The 25,311-nt window shown below is 62.3% G+C and carries 30 protein-coding genes and 1 pseudogene; 13 read left to right on the top strand and 18 right to left on the bottom strand.

The window, feature by feature from the left end:
- Positions 1–36: 36 nt before the first annotated feature.
- On the bottom strand, positions 37–828 hold the full coding sequence (locus AC1DF8_RS34065; protein WP_018115869.1) for a potassium channel family protein: 792 nt from the start codon (positions 826–828) through the stop codon (positions 37–39).
- A 103-nt stretch (positions 829–931) separates the two neighbouring features.
- On the opposite strand from AC1DF8_RS34065, the gene AC1DF8_RS34070 reads away from it, so the two are divergent.
- Positions 932–1,444 (top strand): GNAT family N-acetyltransferase, encoded by a 513-nt coding sequence (locus AC1DF8_RS34070; protein ID WP_478157151.1) that lies wholly within the window; start codon positions 932–934, stop codon positions 1,442–1,444.
- Positions 1,445–1,606: 162 nt separating this feature from the next.
- A complete protein-coding gene (locus AC1DF8_RS34075; RefSeq protein ID WP_113146546.1) occupies positions 1,607–1,831 on the top strand; it encodes a hypothetical protein in 225 nt (74 codons plus the stop codon).
- Positions 1,832–2,082: 251 nt separating this feature from the next.
- Here AC1DF8_RS34075 and AC1DF8_RS34080 read toward each other — a convergent pair whose 3' ends face one another.
- Both AC1DF8_RS34080 and AC1DF8_RS34085 read right to left on the bottom strand, forming a co-directional pair.
- A complete protein-coding gene (locus tag AC1DF8_RS34080) occupies positions 2,083–2,442 on the bottom strand; it encodes a DUF3140 domain-containing protein (protein WP_478157153.1) in 360 nt (119 codons plus the stop codon).
- Positions 2,429–2,644 (bottom strand): hypothetical protein, encoded by a 216-nt coding sequence (locus AC1DF8_RS34085; RefSeq protein WP_478157155.1) that lies wholly within the window; start codon positions 2,642–2,644, stop codon positions 2,429–2,431. The genes AC1DF8_RS34080 and AC1DF8_RS34085 overlap by 14 nt, the downstream gene beginning before the upstream one ends.
- A gap of 369 nt (positions 2,645–3,013) precedes the next feature.
- On the opposite strand from AC1DF8_RS34085, the gene AC1DF8_RS34090 reads away from it, so the two are divergent.
- Positions 3,014–3,958, top strand: coding sequence for a hypothetical protein (locus tag AC1DF8_RS34090; protein ID WP_478157157.1), 945 nt, complete (start codon positions 3,014–3,016; stop codon positions 3,956–3,958).
- Between the two features lie 95 nt (positions 3,959–4,053).
- On the opposite strand, the gene AC1DF8_RS34095 is transcribed toward AC1DF8_RS34090, so the two are convergent.
- From AC1DF8_RS34095 to AC1DF8_RS34115, 5 genes are all read right to left on the bottom strand, one after another.
- Complete coding sequence (locus tag AC1DF8_RS34095; protein WP_478157158.1) at positions 4,054–5,403, bottom strand: carbohydrate porin; 1,350 nt, start codon at positions 5,401–5,403, stop codon at positions 4,054–4,056.
- A 163-nt stretch (positions 5,404–5,566) separates the two neighbouring features.
- Positions 5,567–6,202 (bottom strand): hypothetical protein, encoded by a 636-nt coding sequence (locus AC1DF8_RS34100; protein WP_478157159.1) that lies wholly within the window; start codon positions 6,200–6,202, stop codon positions 5,567–5,569.
- Positions 6,203–6,745: 543 nt separating this feature from the next.
- Positions 6,746–7,138: a COG4315 family predicted lipoprotein gene (locus AC1DF8_RS34105; RefSeq protein ID WP_049800935.1), complete on the bottom strand. Its 393-nt coding sequence runs from the start codon at positions 7,136–7,138 to the stop codon at positions 6,746–6,748.
- A 93-nt stretch (positions 7,139–7,231) separates the two neighbouring features.
- Positions 7,232–7,750: a hypothetical protein gene (locus AC1DF8_RS34110; RefSeq protein WP_113017306.1), complete on the bottom strand. Its 519-nt coding sequence runs from the start codon at positions 7,748–7,750 to the stop codon at positions 7,232–7,234.
- A gap of 314 nt (positions 7,751–8,064) precedes the next feature.
- Complete coding sequence (locus tag AC1DF8_RS34115) at positions 8,065–9,042, bottom strand: nucleoside recognition domain-containing protein (RefSeq protein WP_478157160.1); 978 nt, start codon at positions 9,040–9,042, stop codon at positions 8,065–8,067.
- A gap of 119 nt (positions 9,043–9,161) precedes the next feature.
- Here AC1DF8_RS34115 and AC1DF8_RS34120 point away from each other — a divergent pair, with 119 nt between their 5' ends.
- The 3 genes and pseudogenes from AC1DF8_RS34120 to AC1DF8_RS34130 form a co-directional block, all read left to right on the top strand.
- A complete protein-coding gene (locus AC1DF8_RS34120; RefSeq protein WP_183877605.1) occupies positions 9,162–9,614 on the top strand; it encodes an Lrp/AsnC family transcriptional regulator in 453 nt (150 codons plus the stop codon).
- Between the two features lie 130 nt (positions 9,615–9,744).
- Positions 9,745–10,455: a phosphatase PAP2 family protein gene (locus AC1DF8_RS34125; RefSeq protein WP_112543413.1), complete on the top strand. Its 711-nt coding sequence runs from the start codon at positions 9,745–9,747 to the stop codon at positions 10,453–10,455.
- Between the two features lie 3 nt (positions 10,456–10,458).
- Positions 10,459–10,728, top strand: a pseudogene (locus AC1DF8_RS34130) (hypothetical protein); the annotation flags it as partial.
- Between the two features lie 35 nt (positions 10,729–10,763).
- Here AC1DF8_RS34130 and AC1DF8_RS34135 read toward each other — a convergent pair.
- Together AC1DF8_RS34135 and AC1DF8_RS34140 are read right to left on the bottom strand one after the other, a co-directional pair.
- A complete protein-coding gene (locus AC1DF8_RS34135) occupies positions 10,764–12,152 on the bottom strand; it encodes a HAMP domain-containing sensor histidine kinase (protein WP_478157163.1) in 1,389 nt (462 codons plus the stop codon).
- Between the two features lie 98 nt (positions 12,153–12,250).
- A complete protein-coding gene (locus AC1DF8_RS34140) occupies positions 12,251–12,928 on the bottom strand; it encodes a winged helix-turn-helix domain-containing protein (RefSeq protein ID WP_112543412.1) in 678 nt (225 codons plus the stop codon).
- A gap of 279 nt (positions 12,929–13,207) precedes the next feature.
- Between AC1DF8_RS34140 and AC1DF8_RS34145 the strand changes: the two genes are divergently transcribed.
- From AC1DF8_RS34145 to AC1DF8_RS34160, 4 genes are all read left to right on the top strand, one after another.
- The gene (locus AC1DF8_RS34145; RefSeq protein WP_478157166.1) at positions 13,208–13,477 is read left to right on the top strand and encodes a hypothetical protein; all 270 of its coding nucleotides are present in this window, start codon (positions 13,208–13,210) and stop codon (positions 13,475–13,477) included.
- Positions 13,478–13,506: 29 nt separating this feature from the next.
- On the top strand, positions 13,507–14,325 hold the full coding sequence (locus AC1DF8_RS34150; RefSeq protein ID WP_478157167.1) for a COG4705 family protein: 819 nt from the start codon (positions 13,507–13,509) through the stop codon (positions 14,323–14,325).
- A gap of 290 nt (positions 14,326–14,615) precedes the next feature.
- Positions 14,616–15,368, top strand: a complete 753-nt coding sequence (locus AC1DF8_RS34155) for a TMEM165/GDT1 family protein (RefSeq protein ID WP_113212808.1) — start codon at positions 14,616–14,618, stop codon at positions 15,366–15,368.
- Complete coding sequence (locus AC1DF8_RS34160) at positions 15,365–15,583, top strand: hypothetical protein (RefSeq protein WP_112972756.1); 219 nt, start codon at positions 15,365–15,367, stop codon at positions 15,581–15,583. The genes AC1DF8_RS34155 and AC1DF8_RS34160 overlap by 4 nt, the downstream gene beginning before the upstream one ends.
- Before the next feature lie 271 nt (positions 15,584–15,854).
- Here the strand turns inward: AC1DF8_RS34160 and AC1DF8_RS34165 are convergent, their stop codons facing one another.
- The 3 genes from AC1DF8_RS34165 to AC1DF8_RS34175 form a co-directional block, all read right to left on the bottom strand.
- Positions 15,855–16,697, bottom strand: coding sequence for an alanine--tRNA ligase-related protein (locus AC1DF8_RS34165; RefSeq protein WP_478157184.1), 843 nt, complete (start codon positions 16,695–16,697; stop codon positions 15,855–15,857).
- Positions 16,698–16,878: 181 nt separating this feature from the next.
- Positions 16,879–17,397, bottom strand: a complete 519-nt coding sequence (locus AC1DF8_RS34170; RefSeq protein ID WP_478157170.1) for a hypothetical protein — start codon at positions 17,395–17,397, stop codon at positions 16,879–16,881.
- Positions 17,398–17,531: 134 nt separating this feature from the next.
- On the bottom strand, positions 17,532–17,795 hold the full coding sequence (locus AC1DF8_RS34175) for a hypothetical protein (protein ID WP_018114411.1): 264 nt from the start codon (positions 17,793–17,795) through the stop codon (positions 17,532–17,534).
- A gap of 63 nt (positions 17,796–17,858) precedes the next feature.
- On the opposite strand from AC1DF8_RS34175, the gene AC1DF8_RS34180 reads away from it, so the two are divergent.
- Both AC1DF8_RS34180 and AC1DF8_RS34185 read left to right on the top strand, forming a co-directional pair.
- Positions 17,859–18,659, top strand: a complete 801-nt coding sequence (locus AC1DF8_RS34180; protein ID WP_478157172.1) for a hypothetical protein — start codon at positions 17,859–17,861, stop codon at positions 18,657–18,659.
- A gap of 149 nt (positions 18,660–18,808) precedes the next feature.
- Positions 18,809–19,105, top strand: a complete 297-nt coding sequence (locus AC1DF8_RS34185) for a YkgJ family cysteine cluster protein (RefSeq protein WP_478157174.1) — start codon at positions 18,809–18,811, stop codon at positions 19,103–19,105.
- A gap of 66 nt (positions 19,106–19,171) precedes the next feature.
- Here the strand turns inward: AC1DF8_RS34185 and AC1DF8_RS34190 are convergent, their stop codons facing one another.
- From AC1DF8_RS34190 to AC1DF8_RS34210, 5 genes are all read right to left on the bottom strand, one after another.
- Positions 19,172–19,462: a type II toxin-antitoxin system RelE/ParE family toxin gene (locus tag AC1DF8_RS34190; RefSeq protein WP_112972752.1), complete on the bottom strand. Its 291-nt coding sequence runs from the start codon at positions 19,460–19,462 to the stop codon at positions 19,172–19,174.
- On the bottom strand, positions 19,450–19,728 hold the full coding sequence (locus AC1DF8_RS34195) for a CopG family ribbon-helix-helix protein (protein WP_478157176.1): 279 nt from the start codon (positions 19,726–19,728) through the stop codon (positions 19,450–19,452). Before AC1DF8_RS34195 ends, AC1DF8_RS34190 begins: the two co-directional genes overlap by 13 nt.
- 199 nt (positions 19,729–19,927) lie before the next feature.
- The gene (locus AC1DF8_RS34200) at positions 19,928–20,401 is read right to left on the bottom strand and encodes a DUF3597 domain-containing protein (protein ID WP_478157178.1); all 474 of its coding nucleotides are present in this window, start codon (positions 20,399–20,401) and stop codon (positions 19,928–19,930) included.
- Positions 20,402–20,507: 106 nt separating this feature from the next.
- Positions 20,508–21,848, bottom strand: coding sequence for an alpha/beta hydrolase family protein (locus AC1DF8_RS34205; protein ID WP_478157180.1), 1,341 nt, complete (start codon positions 21,846–21,848; stop codon positions 20,508–20,510).
- Positions 21,849–22,396: 548 nt separating this feature from the next.
- Positions 22,397–22,984, bottom strand: coding sequence for a transglutaminase-like cysteine peptidase (locus AC1DF8_RS34210; protein ID WP_112543398.1), 588 nt, complete (start codon positions 22,982–22,984; stop codon positions 22,397–22,399).
- A gap of 190 nt (positions 22,985–23,174) precedes the next feature.
- On the opposite strand from AC1DF8_RS34210, the gene AC1DF8_RS34215 reads away from it, so the two are divergent.
- Positions 23,175–24,743 (top strand): hypothetical protein, encoded by a 1,569-nt coding sequence (locus tag AC1DF8_RS34215; RefSeq protein ID WP_478157182.1) that lies wholly within the window; start codon positions 23,175–23,177, stop codon positions 24,741–24,743.
- Positions 24,744–25,311 lie beyond the last annotated feature (568 nt).

The raw sequence follows: 25,311 nt of genomic DNA on the forward strand, positions 1-25,311 counted from the left end.
TTCCGCGGCGCGGTCGTTTTTTGGGCAGGCAGCAGCTTACGTGCCCTCGTCTGGAATGTTGAGGATCTCGCCGCAGGCCTTGCAATGGACGGCATCGGCATCGTGGCGCTGCAGGCCGCAGCGCGGGCAGGCGAAGGTGACCTTGTGCGGCCGCACCACCGCCTGGGCCAGCCGCACGAAGAGCGAGATGCCGACGATCATCGTCACGACGGAGGTCAGCTTGCCGAGCGTTCCGGGCAGGGTGATGTCGCCGAAGCCCGTCGTGGTCACGGTCGCGACGGTGAAATAGAGCGCGTCGACGAAGCCTTCGCCGCCCGGCTGGTTGTAGAAGAAGGAGGTGTAGACGAAGCCGGTGACGAGGAAGAGGAAGACCAGGAAATTGATCACCGCGCGCACGACATCGAGCGCATAGCCACAGCTCATCCGGCGCAGCGCCTCCTTCAGCAGCGGGCTTCGCCCGATCGCCCAGAGCCGCATGACGCGCAGGAAGGCGAAGTTGAAGAGCGCATCGGGAAAGAGCAGCGTCGCCAGCACGATGAAATCGATCCAGGTCATCGGCCGCAGGATCCAGCTGCGCAGCGAGGGGGCCGCAACGGCGCGCGCCGCGATCTCGGCGGCGATCCAGACGGCGATGACGTAATCGATGACGAGATAGGTGGGGGCGGCGCGGAAATAGGGGCCGAGCACGAAGAAGGCGAGGATGGCGATGTCTATGACGGTAAAGATGAATTGCAGCAGCATGGCCTTGCGGCCGTCACCCCGCTCAATGCGGCGCAATCCCGCGCGCAGGCTCTTGTGATGCGTGTCGTCGTCGAAGAGATGATCCATGACGGCGAAATAGCTCGCGTATGACGGGTATCAATAGGCGGGGCTTTCGCGGGGCGCGGAAGCTTGAGTATGGATCAAGCCGCGCCTGTCGGCCCCGAAGCGGATGAACAGCCGCAACGATCGACTGGACAACGGCCGTCCTTTCACGCATTCTCGCGCGATGATTGCAATTATAGAGACCCTCTCGGCCGAGCCAACTGCTGATGAGCTTGACCAACTCCTTAAGCCGCTGGTGGAATTCAACAGCCACCACACCGCGACCATAGCGGAATGGCCTCATCTTGGCATAGTTTTGAGGCAACCGGAGACTGAGGAGATCGTCGGCGGCCTGTATGCGTTCGATGAACTCAATTGGCTGTTCGTCAAGTATTTGGTTGTGCCTGAGGCACTCCGAGGAAAGGGGCTTGGCCGTCAATTAATGGGAGAAGCAGAGCGCATCGCTCGCGAACGGGGATACCTGGGCATCTTCCTGGACACTTACGACTTTCAAGCAAAACCGTTCTACCTGAAGCTTGGTTACGAGCAGTTTGGGGAACTCGAAGGGGACGACCGTACACCCCGGCGGTTTTTCCTAAGAAAGGTGCTTTCTGCGGAAAACCGGAGACTGGGGACCTAACGCTCTGCCATTGTATCCAACAGTCGGAACATGACCGCTTCTGGCGCAAACCTGCCAAATGACGCAACTTGGTTTGGTGGCAGTTGTTACCGAACTCCGGAATTTTCCGCCTGCGGCCCCGACGTTGAGCGTCTCATGACTTCCGGAGTGTTTAGGGTTTAAATGCCGACAGAGCGCGACGAGATCGATGCACTCAAGAGAGCGATCCGGAAATCGGGAGGCGACAAGGTCGGCCCCTGGGGTGTCAGGCGCAAGAAAAGAGATCCGCGCACGCCGCCTTGGGAGGTGTCATATGACGAATATCCAAACCATTGGACCTACATTCGGCTGATCAAGGATTTCTTCAAGATCATGAGGGCGCTCTTTTCACGGAAAAATGGCGCTTGAGGTACATGTTCGGTCGACTGAAGCCTTCGAACTTACGGTCATCCGAAGATGCAGAGTTCGCCGCTGGTCGCATGTCACCTGGAGTTTTCCGGGCACCTTCTCGAACGGCATAAAGATAGATTTTCTGACAATGCCGATGGGGATCAAGGCTGCGCCTTGACGTTGGGATCAAGGCTGCGCCTTGACGTTGGGATCAAGGCTGCGCCTTGACCCAGGGGGGTGCTGGATCAAACATTGATGCACGGGGTGCATCAGTGTTTGACTAGGGGGTCATGGCCCCAGTTCATCAGCGAGTAGCGCCAGGGGGAATGCTCCTTGTCCTCTTGCGGCCCGCCCTGGGCGAGGTGGCGATGCACGTAGCCGACGACCTTGCGCATGTGGGCATAGTCGGCCTCTGTCAGGTCGGCCTTCTTCTTGTGCCTGATCTCGACGATCCGGCGGCCGGAGTGATGGCCGATCGTTTCGTTGCCGCCTTCCTCCTGCCAGCCATTCGCCTTGCTCTCGTCGGTCGCCAGCCATTTCTCGAGCGTGGCCGGCGTCATGTTCACCGCCTTGCGGAATTTCCTCCAGACCTGCTCGCGGTCGCTTTGCTCATGCTCATCCCTTGCCATGGGCTTTTCTCCGGACCCTGCACAGTTCGTCCCTGTCGATGAAGTTATCCGTCGCGCCGGCCTCTTCGTCCGGATGGGAGATCTCCACATCCAGCTCTTCGGGCAGGTCGAGCGCCTGCTTGGTGTTCATGATGCCGAGCGGCACGCGGCCTTCCTCAGTTCTGGCGGCGACTTCGACGAGCGGTTTTGTCTTACGGGCCATGAAATATTCCTTTCTTCTGAAATGGGAACGCGGGGCGGAGTCGCCTGTTCCATGCAGGTTGAGGATTGCGTCGGCCGATCTGCGGGCCGGTGTTGCGGCCTGCCGCCCGCAGCCTCGTCATCCGGCCCTTCGGGCCGCGTGCGCATCCGCTTACCCGCTTCCGTCTCGAAGGAACCAAACGGGCAAACTTCCACGCACCCACGCCGCATCCGCCTCGGGAACAAACAGTATTCGGTGGCGTTCGGTTCTCGCGAACACATTCAATTCACGGAGGATTTTCAAATGGGTCGCGGTATTCTTCTCTGGCTTCTGGGCATCCCGTTGCCGATCGTCATCCTGCTCGTGCTCTTCATGCGATAGGAGGCTGCCATGTCTCTTGCTGAAGAAAGAGTCATCGCCGGCAATCGCACAGGTGCGATGCCGGTCGAATCCTCGAAGCCTGCCATTGCCTGGGGCCCGATCGTCGGCGGCGCCGTGGCGGCGACGGGCATCACGCTCATCCTGCTGCTGCTCGGCTCCGGCGTGGGGCTGACGATGGTCTCTCCCTGGTCGGGCGAGAGCAGCTCGGCTGCGACAGTCGGCATCACCGCGGCGATCTGGCTTGTCGTCGTGCAGTGGCTCTCGTCGGCGCTCGGCGGCTATCTGACCGGGCGTCTGAGGACCAAATGGGCGGTCATCCACACCAATGAGGTCTTCTTCCGCGATACCGCGCATGGCTTCCTCAGCTGGGCGCTCGCGACCGTCTTCGTCGCCGGTTTCCTGGCGTCGTCGCTGACCTCGCTTGCGGGTGCCGGTGCAAGTGCGGCCGGCCAGGCTGCAATGGCCGCTGGTGTCGCAGGCGGGTCTGCCGCTTCAGCCTCGGCTTCGGATACGGATACGGCCGGCCCCGGCATGGCCACGGCCTATTTCACGGACGCGCTGCTGCGGCCGCAGAATATTTCCAATCGCGCCAGCGAGGATAATGGCGCGGCCACGGCCGAGATTTCCCGGATCCTGCTGCAGGGTGCCGCGAACGGCTCGGTGCCTGACGGTGACAAGACCTATATTGCCGGCATCGTCTCGGCCCGGACAGGGCTTTCCGAGGCCGATGCCCGCGCCAGGGTCGATACCGTGCTGAAGCAGATCGACGATGCCAAGGTTGCGGCACAGGCTGCCGCCGACAAGGCCCGCAAGGCTGCCGCGACCTCGGCGCTGATCGGCTCGCTCTCGCTGCTCGTCGGCGCCTTCATCGCCGCTGCGGCCGCCGCATTCGGCGGGCACCAGCGCGATGAGGAAGAGGACCTGATTGCGACCGGCCGCGGACCGCTCGTGTAAAAGCCGCTCGCATCAAAGAAAGGCGGCGCCCGGTGGACGGGCGCCGCTTCAGCTTGCCGGATGCGCGGGCCGCGCCGGAGGTCTTGATGAAACTCTTAGAAAGACGCGACTGCCCTGAGGCCGAAAATCGCCGCGTTCTGGATCCGTGAATTCGGCTTGTCGGGATCGGCTGCATTGCCGCCGGGACGGATGACATATTGGAAGAATGGCTGCGCCGTCATCCATGGCGTGACGGCCGCCTGATAGGTGGCTTCGATCACGGCTTCGGAACTCGGCACCGGCTGAGATGTGCCGTTGAAGGCATTTTCGGCCTTTACCTGATCCGACATGCCCGAACTCATGCTGGCATAGGCGAAGCTGATGCCGGCGGTGTCGTCGTCGCGGCCTGGCAGAAGCCCCTTATAGGCAAGGCCCATATCGAAATACCAGTTCATGCTGTTGCGCTCCTGCTGCGGCGCCACGGCAATCCGGAAAAATCCATTGAGCCCATTGTCCGAACTTCCCGGCTCCTGCCAGAGCGTCTGGTCGACGACGGCATAGACCGCAAAATTGCCCGAGAGCCGGCGCGGGCTGCCGCTCGAGAGCGGATCGGCGAGCGAAACGCCGTTCGATGCGGTGGTCAGGCTGTCGAATTCTTCGGAATTGTACCAGGCGCCGATCTTGTAGGTGCCGGGCAGGCCGGTCCCGCCCTTTGCGGGCATATAGGCATAACCTGCCTCGGCAATCGCCAGGACGCCATCGCCCAGCGGAAATCCCAGTCCATTGGCATTGCCGTCTGGGTCGGACCCGGTCGGGCTGCCATTGAAGATGGCGGCCTGCAGCGTCCAGGCATCGTCAGGCTTGACGATGATCTGCGCGCCGGGAACGGCGAAGGGATAGGCCGGTCCGCCTCCGGGAAGATCGGCGGCAAAGATGCCCGGCCATCCGAAGGTGGAGTTGACGAAAAGGCTCGCCGTATTGCTGATCGCGAAACTCTGGTCCGCCAGGATCTGCCCGAGCCTGACCGTCACCTTGTCGTCCATGAGGCTCTGCGAGAGATAGAATTCCCCGAGCCGGAAGCCGGGATCGGCTTCCACCGAGGTGACTGTCAGGAGATTGCCGATATCCTTGCCGGACAGGCCCTGGCCCTGGATCGCATAACCGGAAATATGGATGGCGCCGCCGGTCCAGCCGACCAGCCGGTCCATGTCGAAATCACCCTGCAGCTGGAAGACACCGTCATAGGCCGTCCCGCGTTTCAGGCCGCCGGAGACATTGCCGAGCACGTCACTGGTCTGGGACATCGTGAAGGTGACGCCCTGGTCGCGCAGCCAGTTGCGGTAGCCGTGCCAGTCGCCGGTCAGTGTCGTATCGGCGTAGGAGGGCGGTGCCGCATCGTCTGCCCGTGCCCCGGCGCCATGGACGGCGATCGCAAGTACAAGAACGGCGCCGGGTAGCTTCTTCATTCGCGTCCCTTTTCCGGAAGCTCTGATTTCGGGGATGTGCAGGCGCTGATCTGGAGTGTCTGTGCGCGAACATAAGCTCCCTATCGTTGGGACGATTGCGCGGTAGGGCAAGTTCGTAGCACGGCACTCGAGCAAATAGGTAACCAAATCGGGCCAAGCGGCATCAAGCTGCATTGCGACGGGCATAGTTAGCAGCTCGGAGCTTCCCACGATCCCGCTTCGCAACGAAACCAGCCTCGGTCCTTGCACCACGACTGAGCGCCGGGCTGGTGCCCGCCCGCCGTCCCCACACACGGCCCTGTGGTTCTGCATACTCCTGAAGGTGCAGATAATTCACATACAACGGATCCGTACCTTTGATGATGTATTTACAGAGGGTTTTTGCGGTCTCTGGACAAACGGGTTCTACCTTCACATCGTAACGACGTACATTGCGATGCGCTCGCTCGATCCATTTCAGCCGCTTCTTGTCGAAATCAGCTTGCAGGGCGGGAGGAACATGTACGACCCAGTTACAGTGGGCATGGCCGTCCGGATTTTCGTGAGTGTAGACGTACATGGGAGGCAGGGCGAAGCCGTGGAGTTGCTTGGTGCGACGGTTCAGCCAGTCGCGGTATTTATGTCTGACCGCCCGGAAGATGTGGCCCGATTGTTCTGCGCTCTCGCTATCGAAGTTGATAACAAGGTAGTTGTTTAGGGGGCAGCCAAGCCAGGCAGCGAAATCAAAAGCATGACAGATATTTTCGGCGGGGTGACGGTTTAGGACGTCAGTGTAAATTCCATATTCGGTTTTGGGCACGTTCCGGCCACCATAACTTAATACGAATCAGCGTCCCCCTCTTGGTTGATGAGAGCTGCTTTGGAACATATTGGCAACATCGGCGCCGCATTTTCGCGGCGAAATTGCACGTGATCCACAAATAAGTGCTATGCCGCGTTCCGGCGAAAATTGGGGGAATGTTTGCGAGCGGGAAAAAGTGTCCTGCTCGAAAAACAGGCGGTCATGCGTCACATTGTGTTGTCGGCGTGGTCTGATCGACCGACTGCACCAATGCCAGCTTCAGCAGATCGAAACTGCGTTTTCGACTACGTCGGAGATTTCCGGTTTTTCACTGAGGATGAGACCAGAGGGGCGGGGCGCACGGCGCGCGACCGCTATGCTCGGGCTTGTAGAGATTCAAAGAACCGTCCCGGCGCGTTGACGCCAATAGGATGAGCGCGCCAGCGTCGGGGCGGCAAGAGATTGCCTATGGTGCGGTTTTTGGCGGTGCCAATTCCCGCGCACCTTCCGCAAACGTCATGATGGATGTGATCTCTTCAGCGAGTTGTCGGAGAGCCGACCTCAGGGCCGGGCGACATGCCAGACGCCTTCGGCGCCGTCACCATGAACGTCTCCCGGCTGGGAATCGAAGTGATAGGTATAGAGCGGCGCGCCGTTATAGGCCCACTGGGTGACGCCGGTCGGCCGCGTGATGACGCTCCAGGGGCCGGAAGCCTTGGCGCCGGCCGGTGCTTCGAACGGAGGCCAGGCGAGAGCGCAGAGCAGGGTGCAGTCGGACTTTCCGGGCTGGTCCTTGTCGTAGGTGTAAAGCGACAGGCCATCGGCATCCGTCAGCAGCTTGTGCTGTCCGATCGTTGCGACGGCCGCCGGCGACATGGTCTTTGCCTCTGCGAGCGGTGCCGACATCAGGGCGAGGCCGAGGGAAACGAAGAGGGTTCTGGTCATTGCAGACATTTCGAGGTCCTTTCTGTTGTCGCTCCGTGCCTGAACGGGGGCAGGCGGCACGGGCGGCGTAGGGTTGGGGGAGGGTTTCAGTCTTGCGGGCAGCTAACCCTTGGCGGCAGGTGCCGGCGGCACCGGCAGAATGATTTCCGAAGCAACCTTCCAGTCCTTTCCGACATGAATCCAGTCGATGATCATCAGGAAGGGCTTGGGCGTCCCGTCCTGGCCGGCATAGGAGACGGTGATGTTCATCGGCGCGTAGGATTCGGCCACATCATGCGTCAGGCCGACGACCTTGAGTTTCGTGTAGTCCGGCTCGAGCACGACGGGGCCGGATGTGCCGATGTCGTGCAGCTTCCGGTCGATCGCTTCGTTGCCCCAGAAACCCGCCCAGTTTCCTTCGGCGGGAATGGCGCTCTTGGCGACGAGGAGGGCAGAGGGCGATTGCCAGAACATTGCGTGCAGGCCCTTGAAATCGTGCCGGTTGGCGAGATCCATCAGCCTGGAGAACTGCGTCCTGATCTGGTTTGCGGCTCGATCATTCAGCGGTTCCTTGCCGGCGGCAAGCGAGGGCACGGCGGAAACGGCAAGCGCTGCGGCGGCGGCCAGCACTGTCTTGTGCATGCGGTTCTTCTCTATGCGGATTTGAGGATGGCGCGGTCGGGAGGGAGGGGATGCCAGGGATTTCGCAGAGCCTGGACGGGGGATCGGCTGCAACGGCGCGTGGCCGTTCATGCGCTGACAGGGCGTGTCTCGATCCATGGCCAACCATCCGCTATCCAGGAGTGACTGTTCTTCCGTCCCGTCAAGATCACCGCGTTGGCCGGGATTTGTAACTATACGAAGGTCGAGAAAGCGGTAGATGAAGAGGTGAGTTCAAAGTTCGGTGAACCCTATGTGATCGGCGCGGGATCTGCCCGCGCCGGACTTGCCGACGCCTATCGCCGTTCGGCCTCCATGGTCGCCGGCCGGAACATCCGGGCGAAGAAAGCCTTGTCGGGCAGGTGGCGAAGCAGGGCGGCGATGGCCGCGCAGGCCGCAACCGCAAAGACGAGCCGGCCGGTCAGGACGCCGTTGAGGTCGGCGCCGAGCGACATCACCACGATCGTGTCCTCGATGACGCTATGGGCAAAACCCATGAACACGCAGGAGAGAAAGATCTGGCGCGGCGAGATCGCCCCCGATTGCGCCTCGCGGATCAGCAGGCCGGCGCCGTAGGAAATGCCGAGGAACAGGCCGATCGCCGTCAGCTGTCCGGCCTCGCCGCGGATGCCGGCAAGGCGAAGCACGGGCGAAAGCGCCTTCATCATCCATTCCATGAGCCCGGTCACCTTGAGGATCTCGAGCGTCCAGGAGAGGGTAAGCAGGATGACGAGCATCCACATCATGGTCTCGGCAAGACCCATGAGGTAATCGGCCCAGCCGGGTGTCGCGCCCATCGGCAGCCAGACGGGATCGACCGGCGCCGACAGCCAGCCCGTCGCCGAGAGAACATGGTGCAGCATGAAGGCATAGAGCAGGCCGCCCGCGATGCGCAGCACCGTGGTCGCGATCATGCCCGGGCCGGCTTTCTGGATGATCTTCTGCTCGATCGGCAGGCCGTGCGCAAACAGGATCAGGGCCGAGAAGACCGTCACGTCGGCGACGCTGAGCGAGGATGCGGGAACGAGGGTGAAGACGAGCGGGACGGCGCCCCAGATCCCGACCAGCATGCCGGTCAGCCAGGCAAGGCCCAGTTCCGGCGGAAGCCCGATCAGGTTCATGACCGGCGCGAAGGCGGGTGCTGCCGCCTTGACCAGACCCATCCGCGACAGGATCTCGGTCAGGATTGCGATCGGAACGGTGATGCGGACAAGCACCCAGTAGATGGCGAGTGTCTGGCTGGTATTGCGCTTCACGAAGGATAGGAACGACATCGGAGACCCCTTTTGTGGTGCCCCAATCTGCTAGACCCGTTCGCTTCGAATTTGCGGTCAAAGATTGCAGTGCCTTGCAATTTTATTGCAAATGCCTGTTCGGCCGCTATGCTCCGGGAATGGATCGCATCGACCGCAAACTCCTGAACCTCATGCAGCGCGACGCGTCGCGCACGAATATCGACATGGCCGACGAGGTGGGTCTTGCTCCCTCCAGCTGCCTGCGCCGCGTGCAGCGGCTGCGCAAATCGGGTGTCATCGACCGCATCGTCGCTATCCTCAATCCGGCAAAGGCCGGGCGCGGGATCAAGGCCCTTGTGACGGTGGAACTGAAGCTGCACGGCGAGACGCATATGCGCCGCTTTCTCGATATCGCGGTCGCCGAGGAGGCGGTCTCGCAAGCCTATTCCGTCACGGGCGAAACCGATGTCGTGCTGATGCTGCGCCTGCGCGACATGGAGGAATTCGATGCGCTGTGCGAACGGCTTTTCCGCGATGAAAACAATGTCGCCCGCTATTTCACCATGATCGTCATCCGCACGGCGAAGGAGGAAACGGCCATCCGGCTCTGATCGGCCTGCCGCTCGTCGGCGAGGGCCGGCCGGAGGCAGCCACCCCTTGCAAAATCAAGCCGCTGCACACAGTTGATGGGTTCCTGCGCCGGAACTTTCCGGGCGCGTAATCTTGTGTGACGGGAGAAGAATGCAGCAGCGTATCAAGACCTGGCTGAACCAGTATGAGCCGATGACGCTCATCACCTTCGCATGCATCGCCGGCGGCCTTTTCCTGCTGCAGCGGCTGACGAGCGAGGTGCTGGAGGGCGAAACGCTCGGCTTCGACCAGACGATCCTCTTGTGGCTGCGCCAGCCTGGCGATCTCAGCCTGCCGATCGGCCCGTCATGGCTCACCCACGCGATGGGCGACATTACCAGCCTTGGCGGCGTGACCGTCCTGACGATCCTGACCGCGCTTGCGACCGTCTATCTGCTGCTCGACCGCAAGACCGGGATTGCCGTCTTCCTGTTTCTCTCGGTCCTGTCGGGCTGGCTCGCCAGCACGGCACTCAAGATCATCGTCGCCCGCGCCAGGCCCGATATCGTTCCGCATCTCGTCGATGTCAGCGACATGAGCTTCCCGAGCGGCCATGCGATGGTCTCCGCCGTCACCTATCTCACGCTCGGCGCGCTGCTCGCCCGCACGCAGCGCTACCGCGCCACACGCATCTTCGTCATGGCGGCCGGCATCTTCCTCGCCGTCATCATCGGCCTCAGCCGCATCTATCTCGGCGTCCATTACCCGACGGACGTGCTCGCCGGCTGGGTCGCCGGCGCACTCTGGGCGCTCGGCTGCTGGCTGGTCTCGAAGCGGTTTATCGCGAGGACGGCAGATGAGGTGCAGAGCGAGCGGGGGTGATGGGTGAGGGCGCCACCCCCATCCTGCCTTGCAAGCTCAGACAAAAGCGCGGTTGAGGCCGGAGCCCCCTCATCCGACCCTTCGGGCCACCTTCTCCCCGGCGGGGAGAAGGGGAAACCCGTTGCGCCCTTTGCGGCGCGTTTGACAGTCCGATGCGGAGCGGACGGTGCGGCAACCCCTTCTCCCCAGCGGGGAGAAGGTGCCCGAAGGGCGGATGAGGGGGCTCCGGCCTCAACCTTGCTTTTATCTAACATGGCAAGAGAGGTGAGGACCGCGAATCTCCAAAGAGAGCCCGGCTTTTGCCAGTTTCATCCCTGCTGCGCAGGAAAAACAAGCGTAACGCCAAGGCCTGGATGGCGGTCGGCGAGCGTGATGCGGGCGGCGTGCAGGTCGGCGATTGCCTTGACGAGGCTTAACCCCAGGCCGCTGCCCGATGTCGTGCGGCTCTTGTCGAGGCGGTAGAGGCGGCGGAAGACGAGTTCGCGCTCGGCTTCGGGAATGCCGGGGCCGTCATCGGAAATACCAGCCGCAAAGCCGTCATCGCCGGCCTGCAGGGCAAGGGTGATCCTGGTCGTCGGCGGGCAATGGTTGATGGCGTTTTCCACGAGGTTGACGAAGAGCTGGGTCAGCAGTTCGCGGTCGCCATTGACCATGCAGGGGGAGGCGGGCCTGGCGGCGAAGTCGAGCGACTGGCCGTTATCCTCGGCAACGCCGCAGTAGATTTCCGCAACCGACGCCATGATGTCGCTGATGTCGACCGGGCGGAAGCGCGCCTTGCGGGCGCCGGCCTCGATCTGCGAGATGCGCAGCAGCGCCTCGAAGGTGGCATTGATGCGGTCGCTTTCCTCGCGGGCGTCGATCAGAAGCGGCCGGACATCCTCGCCGCGGCCGCCCTGTTCGATCGCCTGCTCGACGGTCATCTTCAGGCGGTTGAGCGGCGTCTTCAGGTCATGGGCGATATCGGCGCTCACCTGCCGCATGCCCTCGACGAGGGCCGACAGCCGGTCCAGTGCCTGGTTCATATGGGCGGCGACGACATCGATATCGTCGCCATTGCCTTCGAGCGGAATGCGCCGCGCAAGATCGCCGGCCGAAACGTCGCTCATCGCCCGCTCGATGCCGTCGAGCCGGCGCTGTGCGCGGGCGGCGAGAAAGGCGCCGCCGCCGCAGGCGAGGAGCACGATGCCGCCGGTCGCCCAGCCGAAACTCATCAGCGCGATCCGTTCCAGATCCTCGGTTTCGGCAAAGCTCTCGCCGACGATCAGCCGGTTGCCGCCGACGGTGCCCGCCAGGATGCGGATGCGGTCGTCGCCCTTCTGGCCGATGTCGCCGGACTCGATGGTCGAAAGGCCGTCTTGCGCCGCAAAGGGCGAGACATTGCCGGCAAGCCGCTTACCCTTGTCGCCTGACAGCAGGAAAATACTGTCCTCGGCATTGTTGAGGCGGGCATAGGCTGCGACAGCGGCGACGAGGTCTTCGATATCGGCCGGCGAATAGGTGGAGGCGACGACCGAATAGGTCTCGCGCACGGAATCGTCGAGCGCCTGGGCCAGATCGCGCTTCAGGAGCTGGTAGGTGATGATGCCGGCTACCAGAAAGGCCAGGATGAAGAGCAGGCCGAAGGCGAGCGCCAGCCGGAAGGGCGTGCTGCGCAGCAGCCTGGAGCTTTTCCCGGAAACGGCTTTTTGTTTCAGCATCGGATGATCCGAACACCGCTGCACACCTTTCGATCCGATGTTTTTTCCTTCAGCATCGGATTATCCGAAAACCGCCATACACTTTTCGGTCCGATGCTCTAGCGCGGCGCATGCAGGCTGTAGCCGGTATTGCGCACGGTATGGAGCAGCGGAATGTCGAAAGGCTTGTCGATCTTGGCGCGCAGCCGGCTGACATGGGTTTCGACGACGCTGGTCTTCGGATCGAAATGGAAATCCCAGACGCGTTCGAGCAGCATGGTGCGGGTCAGCACCCGGCCTTCGCCGCGCATCAGCACTTCGAGCAGGGTGAATTCGCGCGGCTGCAGCTCGATCGCCTGGCCCTGCCGCGTCACCTGCCGGCGCACCAGGTCGAGTTCGAGATCGGCCACGCGCAGCACCGTCTTCTGGTCCTGCACGGGCGGGCGGCGCGCCAGCGCGTTGACGCGGGCGAGAAGCTCGGAAAAGGCGAAGGGCTTGGTGAGGTAATCGTCGCCGCCGGCCTCCAGCCCTTCGACGCGGTCGTCGACGCCGCTGACGGAGGTCAGGAAAATCGCCGGCGTGCCGATCCTTGCGGCGCGCACCGCCTTGATCAGCGACAGCCCGTCGAGGCCGGGCACCATCCTGTCGACGACAAGCACGTCATATGGCTCCCGTGTCGCCTGGAAAAGTGCGTCGCGCCCGTCGTCGATGACGTCGCAGACGTGGCCCGCCTCGATCATGCCGCGAGCGACAAAATCGGCCGTCCTTTGATCGTCCTCGACGACGAGAATGCGCATGGCCTGTCCAAACCTTTCACGATCGGAAGATTACTCTCACGCCGCACAATTCGCGCAGAATTGTGTCCGCCACCTTATCGAATTCTTACGGATTCGTAAGCAGGCGGGATCGGTCCGATCCCGGCTTTTCCCGCAGCCGACCTTTCTTACGAAACCGTATCTTCCCGGCAAAGGCCGCGTATGGGCCGTCGGCTAGAAGTTCGGACACGGTGGCGAAAAACGTGAAGCCACCGTTGTTCAAGCAGGCGGCGCCGGTCGCCGCATTCAAGGAGTTATCCCATGAAGACGCCCCCCACGACACGTCTCGATGCCTTCGTCATCGCCATCGCCGGCCTCATGGCCGTCACCATGCCCGCCCATGCCGCGACCGTGCCCTGCGAGGACATGCTGAGGGACATGCGGGCGGCCAAGGCGAAGGCCACGCTCAGCGATGCCGACATGGCCAGGGTCAACGATCTCGAAGCGAAAGCGGTCGAGCGCTGCAATGCCGATGACGACACCCGCTCGGACAAGTTCCTGACCGAGGCCATGGCGTTGATCGGCAAGTGACCCGAAGGCAAGCCGCAAGGAGAGATCCAATGGCAGAAAGACGAACGGACAGGCTGGCGGACAGGCTGGCGAACATGCCTGTCGATGACATCAACCGCGTGCCGCGCGTCACCGTCGATTTCTGGCTGATCAAGCTGATGGCGGTGACGATGGGCGAGACCGCCGCCGATTATCTGGCGGTCAATATGGGCCTCGGCCTGACGGTCACCTCCGTCATCATGACGGCGATCCTCATCGGCGCCATCGTGCTGCAGTTCGCCCAGCGGCGTTACGTCCCCTCGGTCTACTGGCTGGCGGTGGTGCTGATCAGCGTTGTCGGAACGCTGGTGACGGACAATCTGACCGACAATTTCGGCGTGCCGCTGCYGAGTTCGACCATCTTCTTCTCGATCGCGCTCGTGATCACCTTCATCCTGTGGAGGGCCAGGGAGGGAACGCTGTCGATCCACTCGATCTTCACGGCGCGGCGTGAAGCCTTCTACTGGCTGGTTGTGCTCTTCACCTTCGCTCTGGGGACGGCGGTCGGCGACCTGATCTCCGAAGTCTTCGGCTTTGGCTACATCACCACGGGCCTGATCTTCGGCGCCATCATCGCCGCCATCGCGTTTGCCCATTACGCATTCAGGCTCGACGGCATCCTGGCCTTCTGGCTCGCCTATATCTTCACCCGGCCACTCGGCGCCTCGCTCGGCGACTATCTCTCGCAGCCGCCGGACTATGGCGGCCTCGGCCTCGGCACGATCTATACGAGCCTGATGTTCCTCGCGATCATCATCTTCATCGTCATCTACATGAGCTTCAACTACGAACCCGAGATCGAAGGCAGCCCGGGAGAGCCATTGCGTTGAGGGCTGCCCGATGTGCCCGCCTCGCCCTGTCATGCGTCTGGCATGCGGGGCGAGGGGGCGCTTACGGATTTGCAGGATATAGAAAAGGGCAGGACAGGTCCCTGACCTACAGCCTTGGCACGACCTGCGCCCGCCACATGCCAGTCCTCCCGGCCCGGCAATCTTCCCGCCCGACAAAGCCGGTGTCTACCGAGCCATAAGTGCGATAGACATGGCTGGATTGCTGCTGGCATTCTCCTTGCCGTGGACCCGGCCAGTCCGGATCGAGACCCAGGAAAACCGAGCAGACGATGACGACGATAACTAGCATAACCTCGACAATGGCAGCCTCCTTCCTCGGCTCCTTCGTGGAAGTCGTGGAAGCCTTCACCATCATCCTTGCGGTCGGCGTCACGCAGAGCTGGCGGCCGGCCTTTATCGGCACGGGGCTGGCGCTTTTCGTGCTGGCGGTGCTGGTGCTGGTCTTCGGCCCGCTGCTCGGCCTTGTCCCGATCGATATCCTGCAATTTGCCATCGGCACGCTGCTGATCCTGTTCGGCATGCGGTGGCTGAGAAAGGCGATCCTGCGCGCTTCCGGCTTCATCGCGCTGCATGACGAGGCAAAGGCCTTCGCCGCCGAGACCGATGCACTGGCCCGGCAGTCCGCCGACCGGCGCGCCGATTTCCTGGCCGGCACGGCCGCCTTCAAGGCCGTGCTGCTCGAAGGCATCGAAGTGGTGTTCATCGTGATCGCCACAGGCGCGCGGCCCGGCATGCTGCCCTATGCGAGCGCCGGCGCGCTGATTGCCTGCATCGCCGTGCTCGTCATCGGCTTCCTCGTCCACAAGCCGCTGTCCTCGGTGCCGGAGAACACGCTGAAATTCACGGTCGGGCTGCTGCTGACGGCTTTCGGCATCTTCTGGGTGGGCGAGGGCATCGGTGCCCCATGGCCGGGCGAGGATTTCTCGCTGATCGGCATCTTCGCCCTGCTTGCCGCCTTTTCCTTCATCGCCGTGCAGCGGCTGCGCCAATATCACGACACGCATATGGAGCCCGCCCGATGAGCATTCTCAGGATCGCCGTCAAGGAACTCATCGGCATGTTCATCGATGACGGGGCGCTGGCGCTGTTCAGCCTGCTCCTGGTGCTCGCCGTCGGCCTCGCCGTGGAAACGGCACTGATTGGTCCGGCCGCAGGGGCGGTGCTGCTCATGGTCGGGTGTCTTGTGATCCTTGCGGAAAGCGTGATGCGGGCGGCACGGCGGAAGTTTCGGCGGTGATGGTGCTGGGATAGGCTTGGGGGAGGTTTGCGACCGCAGCCCCCTCATCCGCCCTTCGGGCACCTTCTCCCCAAGGGGAGAAGGGGAAACCGGCGGCACCATCTCTGATGTGACGACTTGATGGGATGCCGAGGCGTTGCAGCGGCACCCCTTCTCCCCGGCGGGGAGAGGTGGCCCGAAGGGCCGGATGAGGGGGCTCCGGGCTCAACCTCACCGTCATCAGACCTGGCAAGCGAGATTGGGGAGCGCCTCCCCAATCAAGCGCCGGGCATCACTCCCCCGAGGACCGCATTGTCTCGACATCCACGCCATGCGTGTCGAACCACCATTCCGGTGACTTGTCGGGATGCTTGTGGCGAAGCCGCTCGTACTTTTCGACAAGCCGGCTCTGCCGCTCCACCTCCTCACGGAAGAAGGGATGGTCGAGCATTCCGCCAACGGCATGCAGGTGCCGCAGGAGCTTGCGCAGAACATAGCCGTGCTCCTTGCCGCCGGGACGGTAGCCGCTATCGATGATCGTCATGATCGCGGATTTGAGCCTGTCGACGACGGTCCCGGGCGGGGTGCCGTTGACGATCATGTCCAGCCGCTCGGCGCCGAAGCCGACGTCGATGCAGGTTCCCAACGGATTGACGATATTGCCGATCTCGATCCCGTCCTTATAGAATTCCGTGCAGTATCCGCTGATGCTGCCGTCGCTCCATATGCATTCGGGATCGGGAATGATCGGCACGCGGCCGCGATAGAGCGGAGTCCATTCCTTCAGCCTGTCGGGATGGATGGTGACATGGTCGGGCGTGAGCCCGAGCAGCCCAAGGAAATCCAGCCAGAAATCGATCGCTTCGCCGACCGTCATCTGACGGAAGGAGAATAGTCCGAGCATGGTGAAGTGCAGGAAATGCGTGCCATCGCCGATCTCGTCGAGGTCGCCCATGCGCAGGCAGGCCTGGCTGTTTGCGACGGTTCCCTTGTGGGACGGATCGGAGAAGAGGGGCTTGTACTGCTGCATACCGGCGCTGCAGAAGAGCGTGGTATCGTCGTGCGGCCGTACGGATCGAATGCATGCGTAGTCGATGCCTTTGGAAAGGCAGTAGTCACGATAGTCCTGGATCAGGCGTCCCGCGGTGTCATAGGCAACCTCCTTTGTTCAAGTGCCCGCAGCAAAGATAGAAAAAGCGCGCCTTGATTGCAAGAAGATCGCCCGGCTGGCTTTGCGCCACCGGCGGGCCCTGCCGGCACCGAGCAAAGCTCTGTCGGTCAGGGCAGGGTAGCATGCATCGGGGAAAGGGCGCCCGCTACCTTCTTTTTTCCCGCGCCGCCGCAATCAGCATCGGTGCCGCCGCGCTCACCAGTGAGCCGAAGGGCAGCTGCTGCAGGGCCTTGCCGACGAGGAAGGCCGCGGCCATGGCGCCCGACAGTTTCAGCCAGGGATAATCGCCGAGCTGTGCATGGGCGCTGGCATCGGCCCAGCGCAGGTTCTGCTCGACCACGGTGCCCGCCTGATGGCGAACGATATGCAGCCGGGCGCGCAGATTGTTGATCTCGTAACGCACATCCTCGATCTGCCGCTCGAGCTCCTCGCGTGCTGCTGCGCGCTCGATATCGACGATGACTTCCTCGACCGGAGCATCTTCGGCAACCGCATCCAGATAGGCCTTGTATTCGGCCTCGCTCGCAAAACCCTCGGCGTTTGCGTGCTGATCGGTCTTTTCCTGTTCGGGGGTCTTTTCACGTTCGGGGGCTGGCGTCGGCTCGCTCGCGTCCCTGAGCTCGTCCATGCCTTCGATGGCGTCCCTGCCTGTCGTGCTCGCCATTTCGGTCTCCTTCTTGCTGACGGAGTTCAAACGTTCGAAGCGGAAAAAGGATGCATGGGCGGAGGGGATCGATTGCCGGCGCGGTGCGCCGACAGAACGGATCGATCCATGACGGATCGAACTCGGCTGCCTGGTCAGGATTGAACGAGGATTACCAGGGTCTCGGGCAATACGCCGTCATATTCCATCGCCTCCGCCGCCTGCCTGCTCTTCATGAATTCCGCCAGCCGGCCCATGTCGGCAACGTCCATGACGAGGCCAACCTTGTTGGACGATTGCGGATCGACGAAGGTGCGAATGTTCGTGCAGCCGATCGGTTCGAAAACTTGCTTGCGACGGGGCGAGGCGAGCCAGTGTTTGACGTCCTTGACGTCGTGATGAGCCAGGATGGTCGGCATTGCGTCCTCCTCTTGCTGCTCCTGATATCAGGGCCGGAGAAACTTTACGCCTCGGACAAGCACGTGGATATCACCCGCATGGGTGGGCGCATTTCTTTTGTGGTCGCTGTGAGGGGGCTGGACTACGAGCCGCGGGCATTTATGGTGCGCCGTCATCAAGGGTGGGGGATTGGCATGAAGTGGATTTCGCTGGCCGGGACATTGCTTTCGGCCTGCCTCGCCGTGGTGCCTGCAAAGGCGATCGAGCTACTCGATATCATGAACGGTACGTTGAATGCAGCGGCTGAACCACAGGTGATGGAGGATGGCAGGACTGGGGGCTGCAGCTATACGTTTGTCGCGATCACGAGGGATCATGTCTATCGGTCAGGACAGTATCTTCGGGTGACCGGCTCTCTCGATCTGCTCAAAACCCGTTTCTTCGTGAAGACGCCCGGCGTAGCTTCCCTCTGGAGTATTGCGTTGACCCTTATCGTCGATGAGGCCTGGATGGGAGAGGATGGCGAGATCCATTTCACGCCATCGGCGCCTTCGCAGGCCTATCTTATCGGGGCGGGTACGGAGAGCCACGCGGACAAGCGCTCGGAACCATATGGCACCAGGGTGCCCGGGAGCGCGTCGATGCTCCTCGAAACCGACCCGGCGCTGAAAATCCTCATGGAAGCGACGAGCTCCTCTCACGCGATCAGTGTTGCCTTCAACCAGTTTTACGGGGACAGGATGATCACCGTTCCGATCGAACTCGACGTGACGGACGTCAAGTCGAACGGGGAACGGGTGCGTTCGAAGGATACGGCCATCGATTTTCAACTGTGCCTGGCCGACCTCAGCAACGATTTTCCGGTGCCGCTGAAAGCGAAGTGAGCCTGCCGGTATTGTTTCCGGTGCCGGCGACGTGACTGCCACCGGCGACGACGCGTGGGTTCTCAGAAGACCAACGTGTTCCTGGTTGCCGGCCCGCCATAGCACCGATGCCTTTGCATCCTTGGCCGATACAGTGGTAAGAGCCACCCATGACCCTATCAACAGAGCTAGACTGTCAGGCCTGCGGCGCGTGCTGTTCCTATTCGAGCGAATGGCCGAGGTTCACCACCGAGAGCGAAGAGGACCTCGATCTGCTGCCGGCGCATTTCGTTTCGGCGGATCAGACCGGCATGCGCTGTGATGGAGAGCGTTGCTCTGCGCTCTCGGGCACCGTCGGTTCGCAAGTATCATGCGTGATCTACGGCCTCAGGCCGGACGTCTGCCGCACATGCCTTCCCGGCGACGACGCCTGTTCGATGGCGCGTAAGGCCTTCGGGCTGGCGTAGCCGTTTTGGGCGGACCTTGTTTCAGGGGAACCTGATCTCGTCACGGCAAACGCCAGGTCACCCCTATCAGAACATGGCTTCCTTCTGGTGCCGCACCGCGAGGATCGTCACCGTCTTCTCGTCAAGGCGGTAGCGAACCACATATCCGCTGTCTCCGAAATCGATGAGCCATTCGCGGTATTGCTCGGGTAGGTCCTCAATGAGGCGGCCCTTATGCGGATGCTGGCCGAGTGTTCTGACACCTGCAATGATCGTCTCACCCGCCCGCTTCGCGGCCAACGGATTTTTCGATGCCAGGAAATCCCGCAGCCGCTGAAGGTCTCGGATAGCTGCCGGCGAGAAGATTACTTGTGGCATTCGGGTGCGGGCAGCTCGTCGTCAGTTCCCCAGTTGGAAAGCCATTTCTCGACCTCGTCGCCTGTGACGTGAAGCCCGGTTGCCTGAAATTCATCCCAGGCGTCGAGTGTCTGCCGTCGCAAAGCCTCGCGCTTTTCCTCGCGCTCGACATATTGCGCGATGGCTTCCCGCATGATCCAGTGGGAGGAGCGGCGGCGGGCTTCGGCCAGATGCTGGACGCGGCTCTTCAGCTCGTCATCGAGCTTCAGCGAGGTCGGCGATGCCACAGGAGCCTCCTTAGTCAAAGGTAATACCTTACGCTAATCTAGGCTCTGCGCGCGCAAAAGTCGATGACAATATCTGTGCCGCAAGATTTGGAGACGATTGAACCCGGGTTCAAAACACTCCAGTACCAGGCCCGCGGATTTGAATATGATGGCGCCGTGCCAGGCCTCGACGCCATCTGCCGCTCGGTCCGGCTCGCACTCAGTCCAGGAGATCGGCCGGCACCTTGCCGCCGTTTTCCGACAGTATCTTCATCAGCGCCTTGTGGAGGAACGTGTTCATTTTCGCGCTGTCACCGGTATCGCCGGTATAGCCGAGTTCGCCGGCCAGTTCCTTGCGTTCCGCCATGCTCGCATCCATTCCGAGCGCCTTCATGAGATCGACGATCGAATGGCGCCAGTCGAGCTTCTGGCCGGATTTTTTCACGGCCGCGTTCAGCATCTGCTCGATATCGACAGGCTGCGCCTTGGCCGGGGCAGGTGAGGGATTGGTGGTCGGCGCCGGCGAGGGGGCAGCGGGCGCGGCCGAAGCCGGTGCGCTTGCCGTGGGTGCTGCGCTGGCGGGAGCGGTGGGTGCTGCGCTGGCAGGGGCGGTGGGCGCCTGTGTGGGCGCTGCGGCCTCGGTGGCTTGCGCCTCGCCGAAAATGGCGCGCTTGATGCGGTTGAGAATGCTCATGGGAAACCCTCCTCCGGTGGTGAAGATGGGGAAACGCCGCTGGGTGGTCAGGTGTTCCGCGCGGTGATGTCGTTCTGAGGCTCAATCGTTCGAAAGGCCCCGGTTCTCACGCCAGAGCCTTGTCCAGCCAGTTGAATACCCGCAAATCCCTCAGCCCGTATCCGCCCGGCTCGCAATGCAGATCGGCCCCGTCGGATACCGCAAAGGCGGCCATCGTCTTCGGGCCCGTCAGCATCGTGTAGAGCTTTTGCGATTGCCCCGGCCAGAAGGCCTCGTTGGCGGGCTCGGTAATCAGCATCGGGCAGGTGATCCTGTCAGCCACATCATCCAGCCGGTAAGCCATCGTCGCCTTGAAGGCGTCGAAATAGGAGGTGGTGCCATAGGGTCGCATGCGGAAGGCAAGCGCGTTCTTCGTCGCCGGGTCCAGCATCTTGGCCATATAGCCGTCGAACTCCTCCTTCCTGCCGGCGTTCAGCAGCGCCAGCATCGGCGGCGGCAGGCTGACGGTCCAGGAGGCGGAGACGTCGGTCACGCCGGGATCGGCGATCGCGGCGGCGATCCGCTTTTCGAAGGCGACGGCGCGCGGCACCCAATAGCCGCCCTGGCTGATGCCCTGGATCGCAATGCGCGCGGGATTGACACCTTGCAGCGTCAGCGCGAAATCGACGACCGGGGTCACCACATGCTCGAAATCCGGGCGGAAGGGCATGCCCTGTTTCCAGAGCGCATAACCCTGGCCCGGCCCGTCGAAGGTCAGGCAATCATAGCCGCGCGCGGTGCCGCCGGCCGCTCCCATCATCCACATGTCGAGAGCCGAGCCATCGCTGCCATTGACGAGGATCAGCAGCGGGCGCTTCTGCGCAGTGCCCTTGCCGCGGAAATAGAAGCCGCGCAGCGCCGTATTCTCATAGGGAATGCTCACTTCTTCGATCGGCGGATCGAAGAGCGGAAGCGATTTCAGCCAGCAATCGTCCATCTTCTGCCAGGCGGCGGTGATCTTCGTCGGATCGCCGGTGCCATCGGCGAAGTATGTGGCGCTGTCATAATAATTCTGCGCCCAGAGCAGTGCCTGCCGGGCGCTTTCCTTGTGGCTGCCGGAGAGCGAATCCTGCGCAATCGTCAGCGCCTCGTCGCCGGCTGATACCATCGCGCTGTAGGCGCTGTCGAAATTGCCGTCCTCGATCTGGCGGGTGAGATAGAGAACCTTGCCGACATTGCCGCCCTGGTGATAGGCGCGCCCGAGGCTGGTCAGGAGCACATATTCGAAGGCGGAATTCCTGAAGAAATAGCTCGCCTGATGCGCCGCCATCGGCGTCGTCGGCAGGTTTTCCGCAGGCTTGTTCCCGGCCGGAGCCTGGTCCGGCACTTCAGTTGCCTGCGCAGTCATTCCCGCCCCGAAACCTGCGGCAACCATGCCGATGCCGAACTGTTTTCTTGTCAGCTTCATCCTATCCCCCTCCGGATACTTGGCTCACAGACTATTGCCTGACGATTTTACTTTAGCATTGTTGCGGAGACGCGTCAGGAAGGGTGCGTGATGGAGAAATACTCGCGCGGCGATGCGGTGCTTGCGTCGATCTCCGGCTGGTGGAAATTCGTGGCGGCGGAGCCGGAGGAGGGGTCCTGTCAAACGACTGACAAGGTTTGCGCCCGCAGCCCCCTCATCCGCCCTTCGGGCACCTTCTCCCCGCCGGGGAGAAGGGGAAAGCCGCAATATCCGYAGAAGTCACGTTTGATGGGAAGGAAGGCCTTGCCCCGAAACCCCTTCTACCCCGCGGGGAGAAGGTGCCCGAAGGGCGGATGAGGGGGCTCCTGGCGCCTACCGCACCCGCCATCTTCATCCCCCCGGGGAGAAAGGGGCAGCCGCAATATCCGGAGAAGTACGTTTGATCGGAAGGAAGGCCTTGCCCCGAAACCCCTTCTACCCCGCGGGGAGAAGGTGCCCGAAGGGCGGATGAGGGGGCTCCGGGCGCCAACCGCACCCGTCATCTCCCATCACGAAAACTCGCCCGCCCGCGGCCCGGCCAGCGTCACGCGCCAGGTTGTTCGTGCGCGAAAATCCTGCGTCGCCAGAAACGTATAGGGCGTCGCCCGCCAGGGCTTCACGGCATTGTTGAGATTGTCGAGCACGTAATCGCCGTCGTCCAGGCGGGCGATCAGCACGACGTGGTTTTCGTCATGCGGGCCGATCACCACCGAGAGCGCCAGGCGGCTTGCCGGAAATCCGGCGTCGATGAGATCCTTCATCTTCTGCAGGGCGTAATCCTCGCAGTCGCCCCGGCCGCCGACGGGCAGGGTCCAGGCATCGCCGTTTCCTGAGATGGAGCTGTCCTCCGTCGAGCGGACGCGCAGGTTTACCGCGCGGGTGACCTTGCGCAGAAGCGGCATGCCCGCCTGCTCGGCCGGCCCGCGGGCGCGCCGCGCGGCGGATGTCTCATGGCAAAGCCAGCGATAGCTCGCGCAGGCAGAGGCAAAGCCTACCGGCGCGCCGATATTCCTGCCGACCGGCAGAGGCTGTCCGGCAAAGGCCTGAAACTGCGCGGGAAAGAACACAAGTGAAACAAGGCAAAAAATCCATCGCATGAATCACCCCTCTATTGTCGGCGCGGAAGGTAACACAGTTTATACTAGAACTTTAATAAAATTTATTACTTGCGTAATTAACTATAGCTTAAGAACCTGTGCCATTATCCACAGTTTATTCTTGGAATTAACGGTCTGCTAATATAAGAATTCCCGCAGTTAACGATTTGTTAACTTTGGGAGAGAGAAGATGATCCGTAAAGCAGCGAAGTATAGCGTCGCCGTTGCTTACCTTTTGGCAAGCAGCAGCCTCACAATGGCCGCGCCAGCAGTCGTCAACTGCGCCACGGCAGCGCCGGGTACCATTGAGGCCAGACTGTGCCTGCCGACGAAATCCATCCGCAAGGACGATGACAGCCGCACGGTCAATGACGACAGCAGCGGCAACAATTTCGGCGGCCGCTCCGGAAACCGCTCCGACCCTGGCAAGCAGGCATCGAGCCAGGGCTCTTCCGGCAATCAGAACACCGGCAGCAATGACGGAAATGGCAATCCAGGCGGCTCCGGCCCCGGTGATGGCCCCGGTGATGGCCCCGGCGATGGTCCCGGTGACGGCCCCGGCGATAACGGCGGTGATCACGGTCACCACGGCGGCAAGGATCATCACCACCACGGCGGCAGGGATCATGACCACCACGGTGGCAAGGACCATGACCACCACGGTGGCAAGGACCGTGACCACCATGGCGGCAAGGATCGTGACCACCATGGCGGCAAGGATCGCGACCATCACGATGGCAAGGACCGTGACCATCACGACGGTAAGGACCGTGACCATCACGATGGCAGGGATCGCAACGACAAGGGCGGCAACGACCGTGGCGACAAGGGCGGTAACGGCCGTGGCGACAAGGGCGGCAACGACCGCGGCGATAAGGGCGGCAACGACCGCGGCGACAAGGGCGGCAATGACCGTGGCGACAAGGGYGGCAACGACCGCGGCGACAAGGGCGGMAACGACCGCGGCGACAAGGGCGGCAACGACCGYGGCGACAAGGGCGGCAACGACCGCAACGACAAGGGCGGCAACGACCGCAACGACAAGGGCGGAAACGACCGTGGCGACAAGGGCGGCAACGACCGYRRCGACAAGGGCGGMAACGACCGYGGCGACAAGGGCGGCAAYGACCGCAACGACAAGGGCGGCAATGACCGCAACGACAAGGGCGGAAACGACCGCAACGATAGGAGCGGCAACAGCGGCTCGAGCAACAGCGGTTCCGGCAGCAGCGGCAAAAGCGGCTCGGGCAACAGTGGYTCCGGCAGCAGCGGCAACAGTGGCTCGGGCAACAGTGGCTCCGGCAGCAGCGGCAACAGCGGTTCGGGCAACAGTGGTTCCGGCAGCAGCGGCAACAGCGGCTCGGGCAATAGTGGCTCCGGCAGCAGCGGCAACAGCGGCTCGGGCAATAGTGGTTCCGGCAGCAGCGGCAACAGCGGCTCGGGCAGTGGTTCCGGCAGCAGCGGCAACAGCGGCTCGGGCAACAGTGGCTCCGGCAGCAGCGGCAACAGCGGCTCGGGCAACAGTGGTTCCGGCAGCAGCGGCAACAGCGGTTCGGGCAATAGTGGTTCGGGCAACAGCGGCAACGGTGGCTCAGGCAACAATGGCGGCAACGGTGGCTCTGGCAACAACGGCGGCAACGGTGGCTCAGGCAACAATGGCAACAACGGCGGCTCGGGCAACAACGGCAACAATGGCAACAACGGTGGCTCTGGCAGCAGCGGCACCGGTGGCCCCGGCAAGAGCGGCGGCCATAACTGATCCGGCATAGCGAAGCGGAGGAGGGGCTTCAGGCTACGAAGCCCTTCCTCAATGGAAATATCCGAGATGCGGCCCGGCGACGGTGTCTTCACTATTTGCCTGGCGCATTCCCTTTCCTCTCTCATTCCTGTGCCCGCGTGCTGGCGCAAAGGATGTCACAGGAATCGCAGCGTCTCTTCTGTGCAGTGATGGTTCAGATGTAGTGCGTAGGAGTTGCTGCACCCGAAAGGGGAGAGTGCTGGATCTCTGTGAGATAACCCGGGCTGGGCCGGGAACACAGAGATGAGGGGGGAGAGGGGTATTTGTGAGGGGCCGGGATCCTGCATCTGGGAGGGGGATTCCGGTTTGGGGGACGAAAGAGGGGTGCCGCAAGGTACCCCTTTTTTGTGACATTAAGGGGCAAGTGGTGCGGATAGAGGGTAAGCGCGATTTTCGATGCGCCTTGACGGCTTCTTCAGGGGTAATCGCGCACGGATGCTAGCGGTACCCAGCTTTATTGGGCATTTGTCTTGGAGTAGTTGAACGGCAAAAGGTCGCCGATTTCGGCCGCTTCTTTGCGCTGCGGCAA

It is taken from the genome of Rhizobium sp. 05N49 (assembly GCF_056396805.1).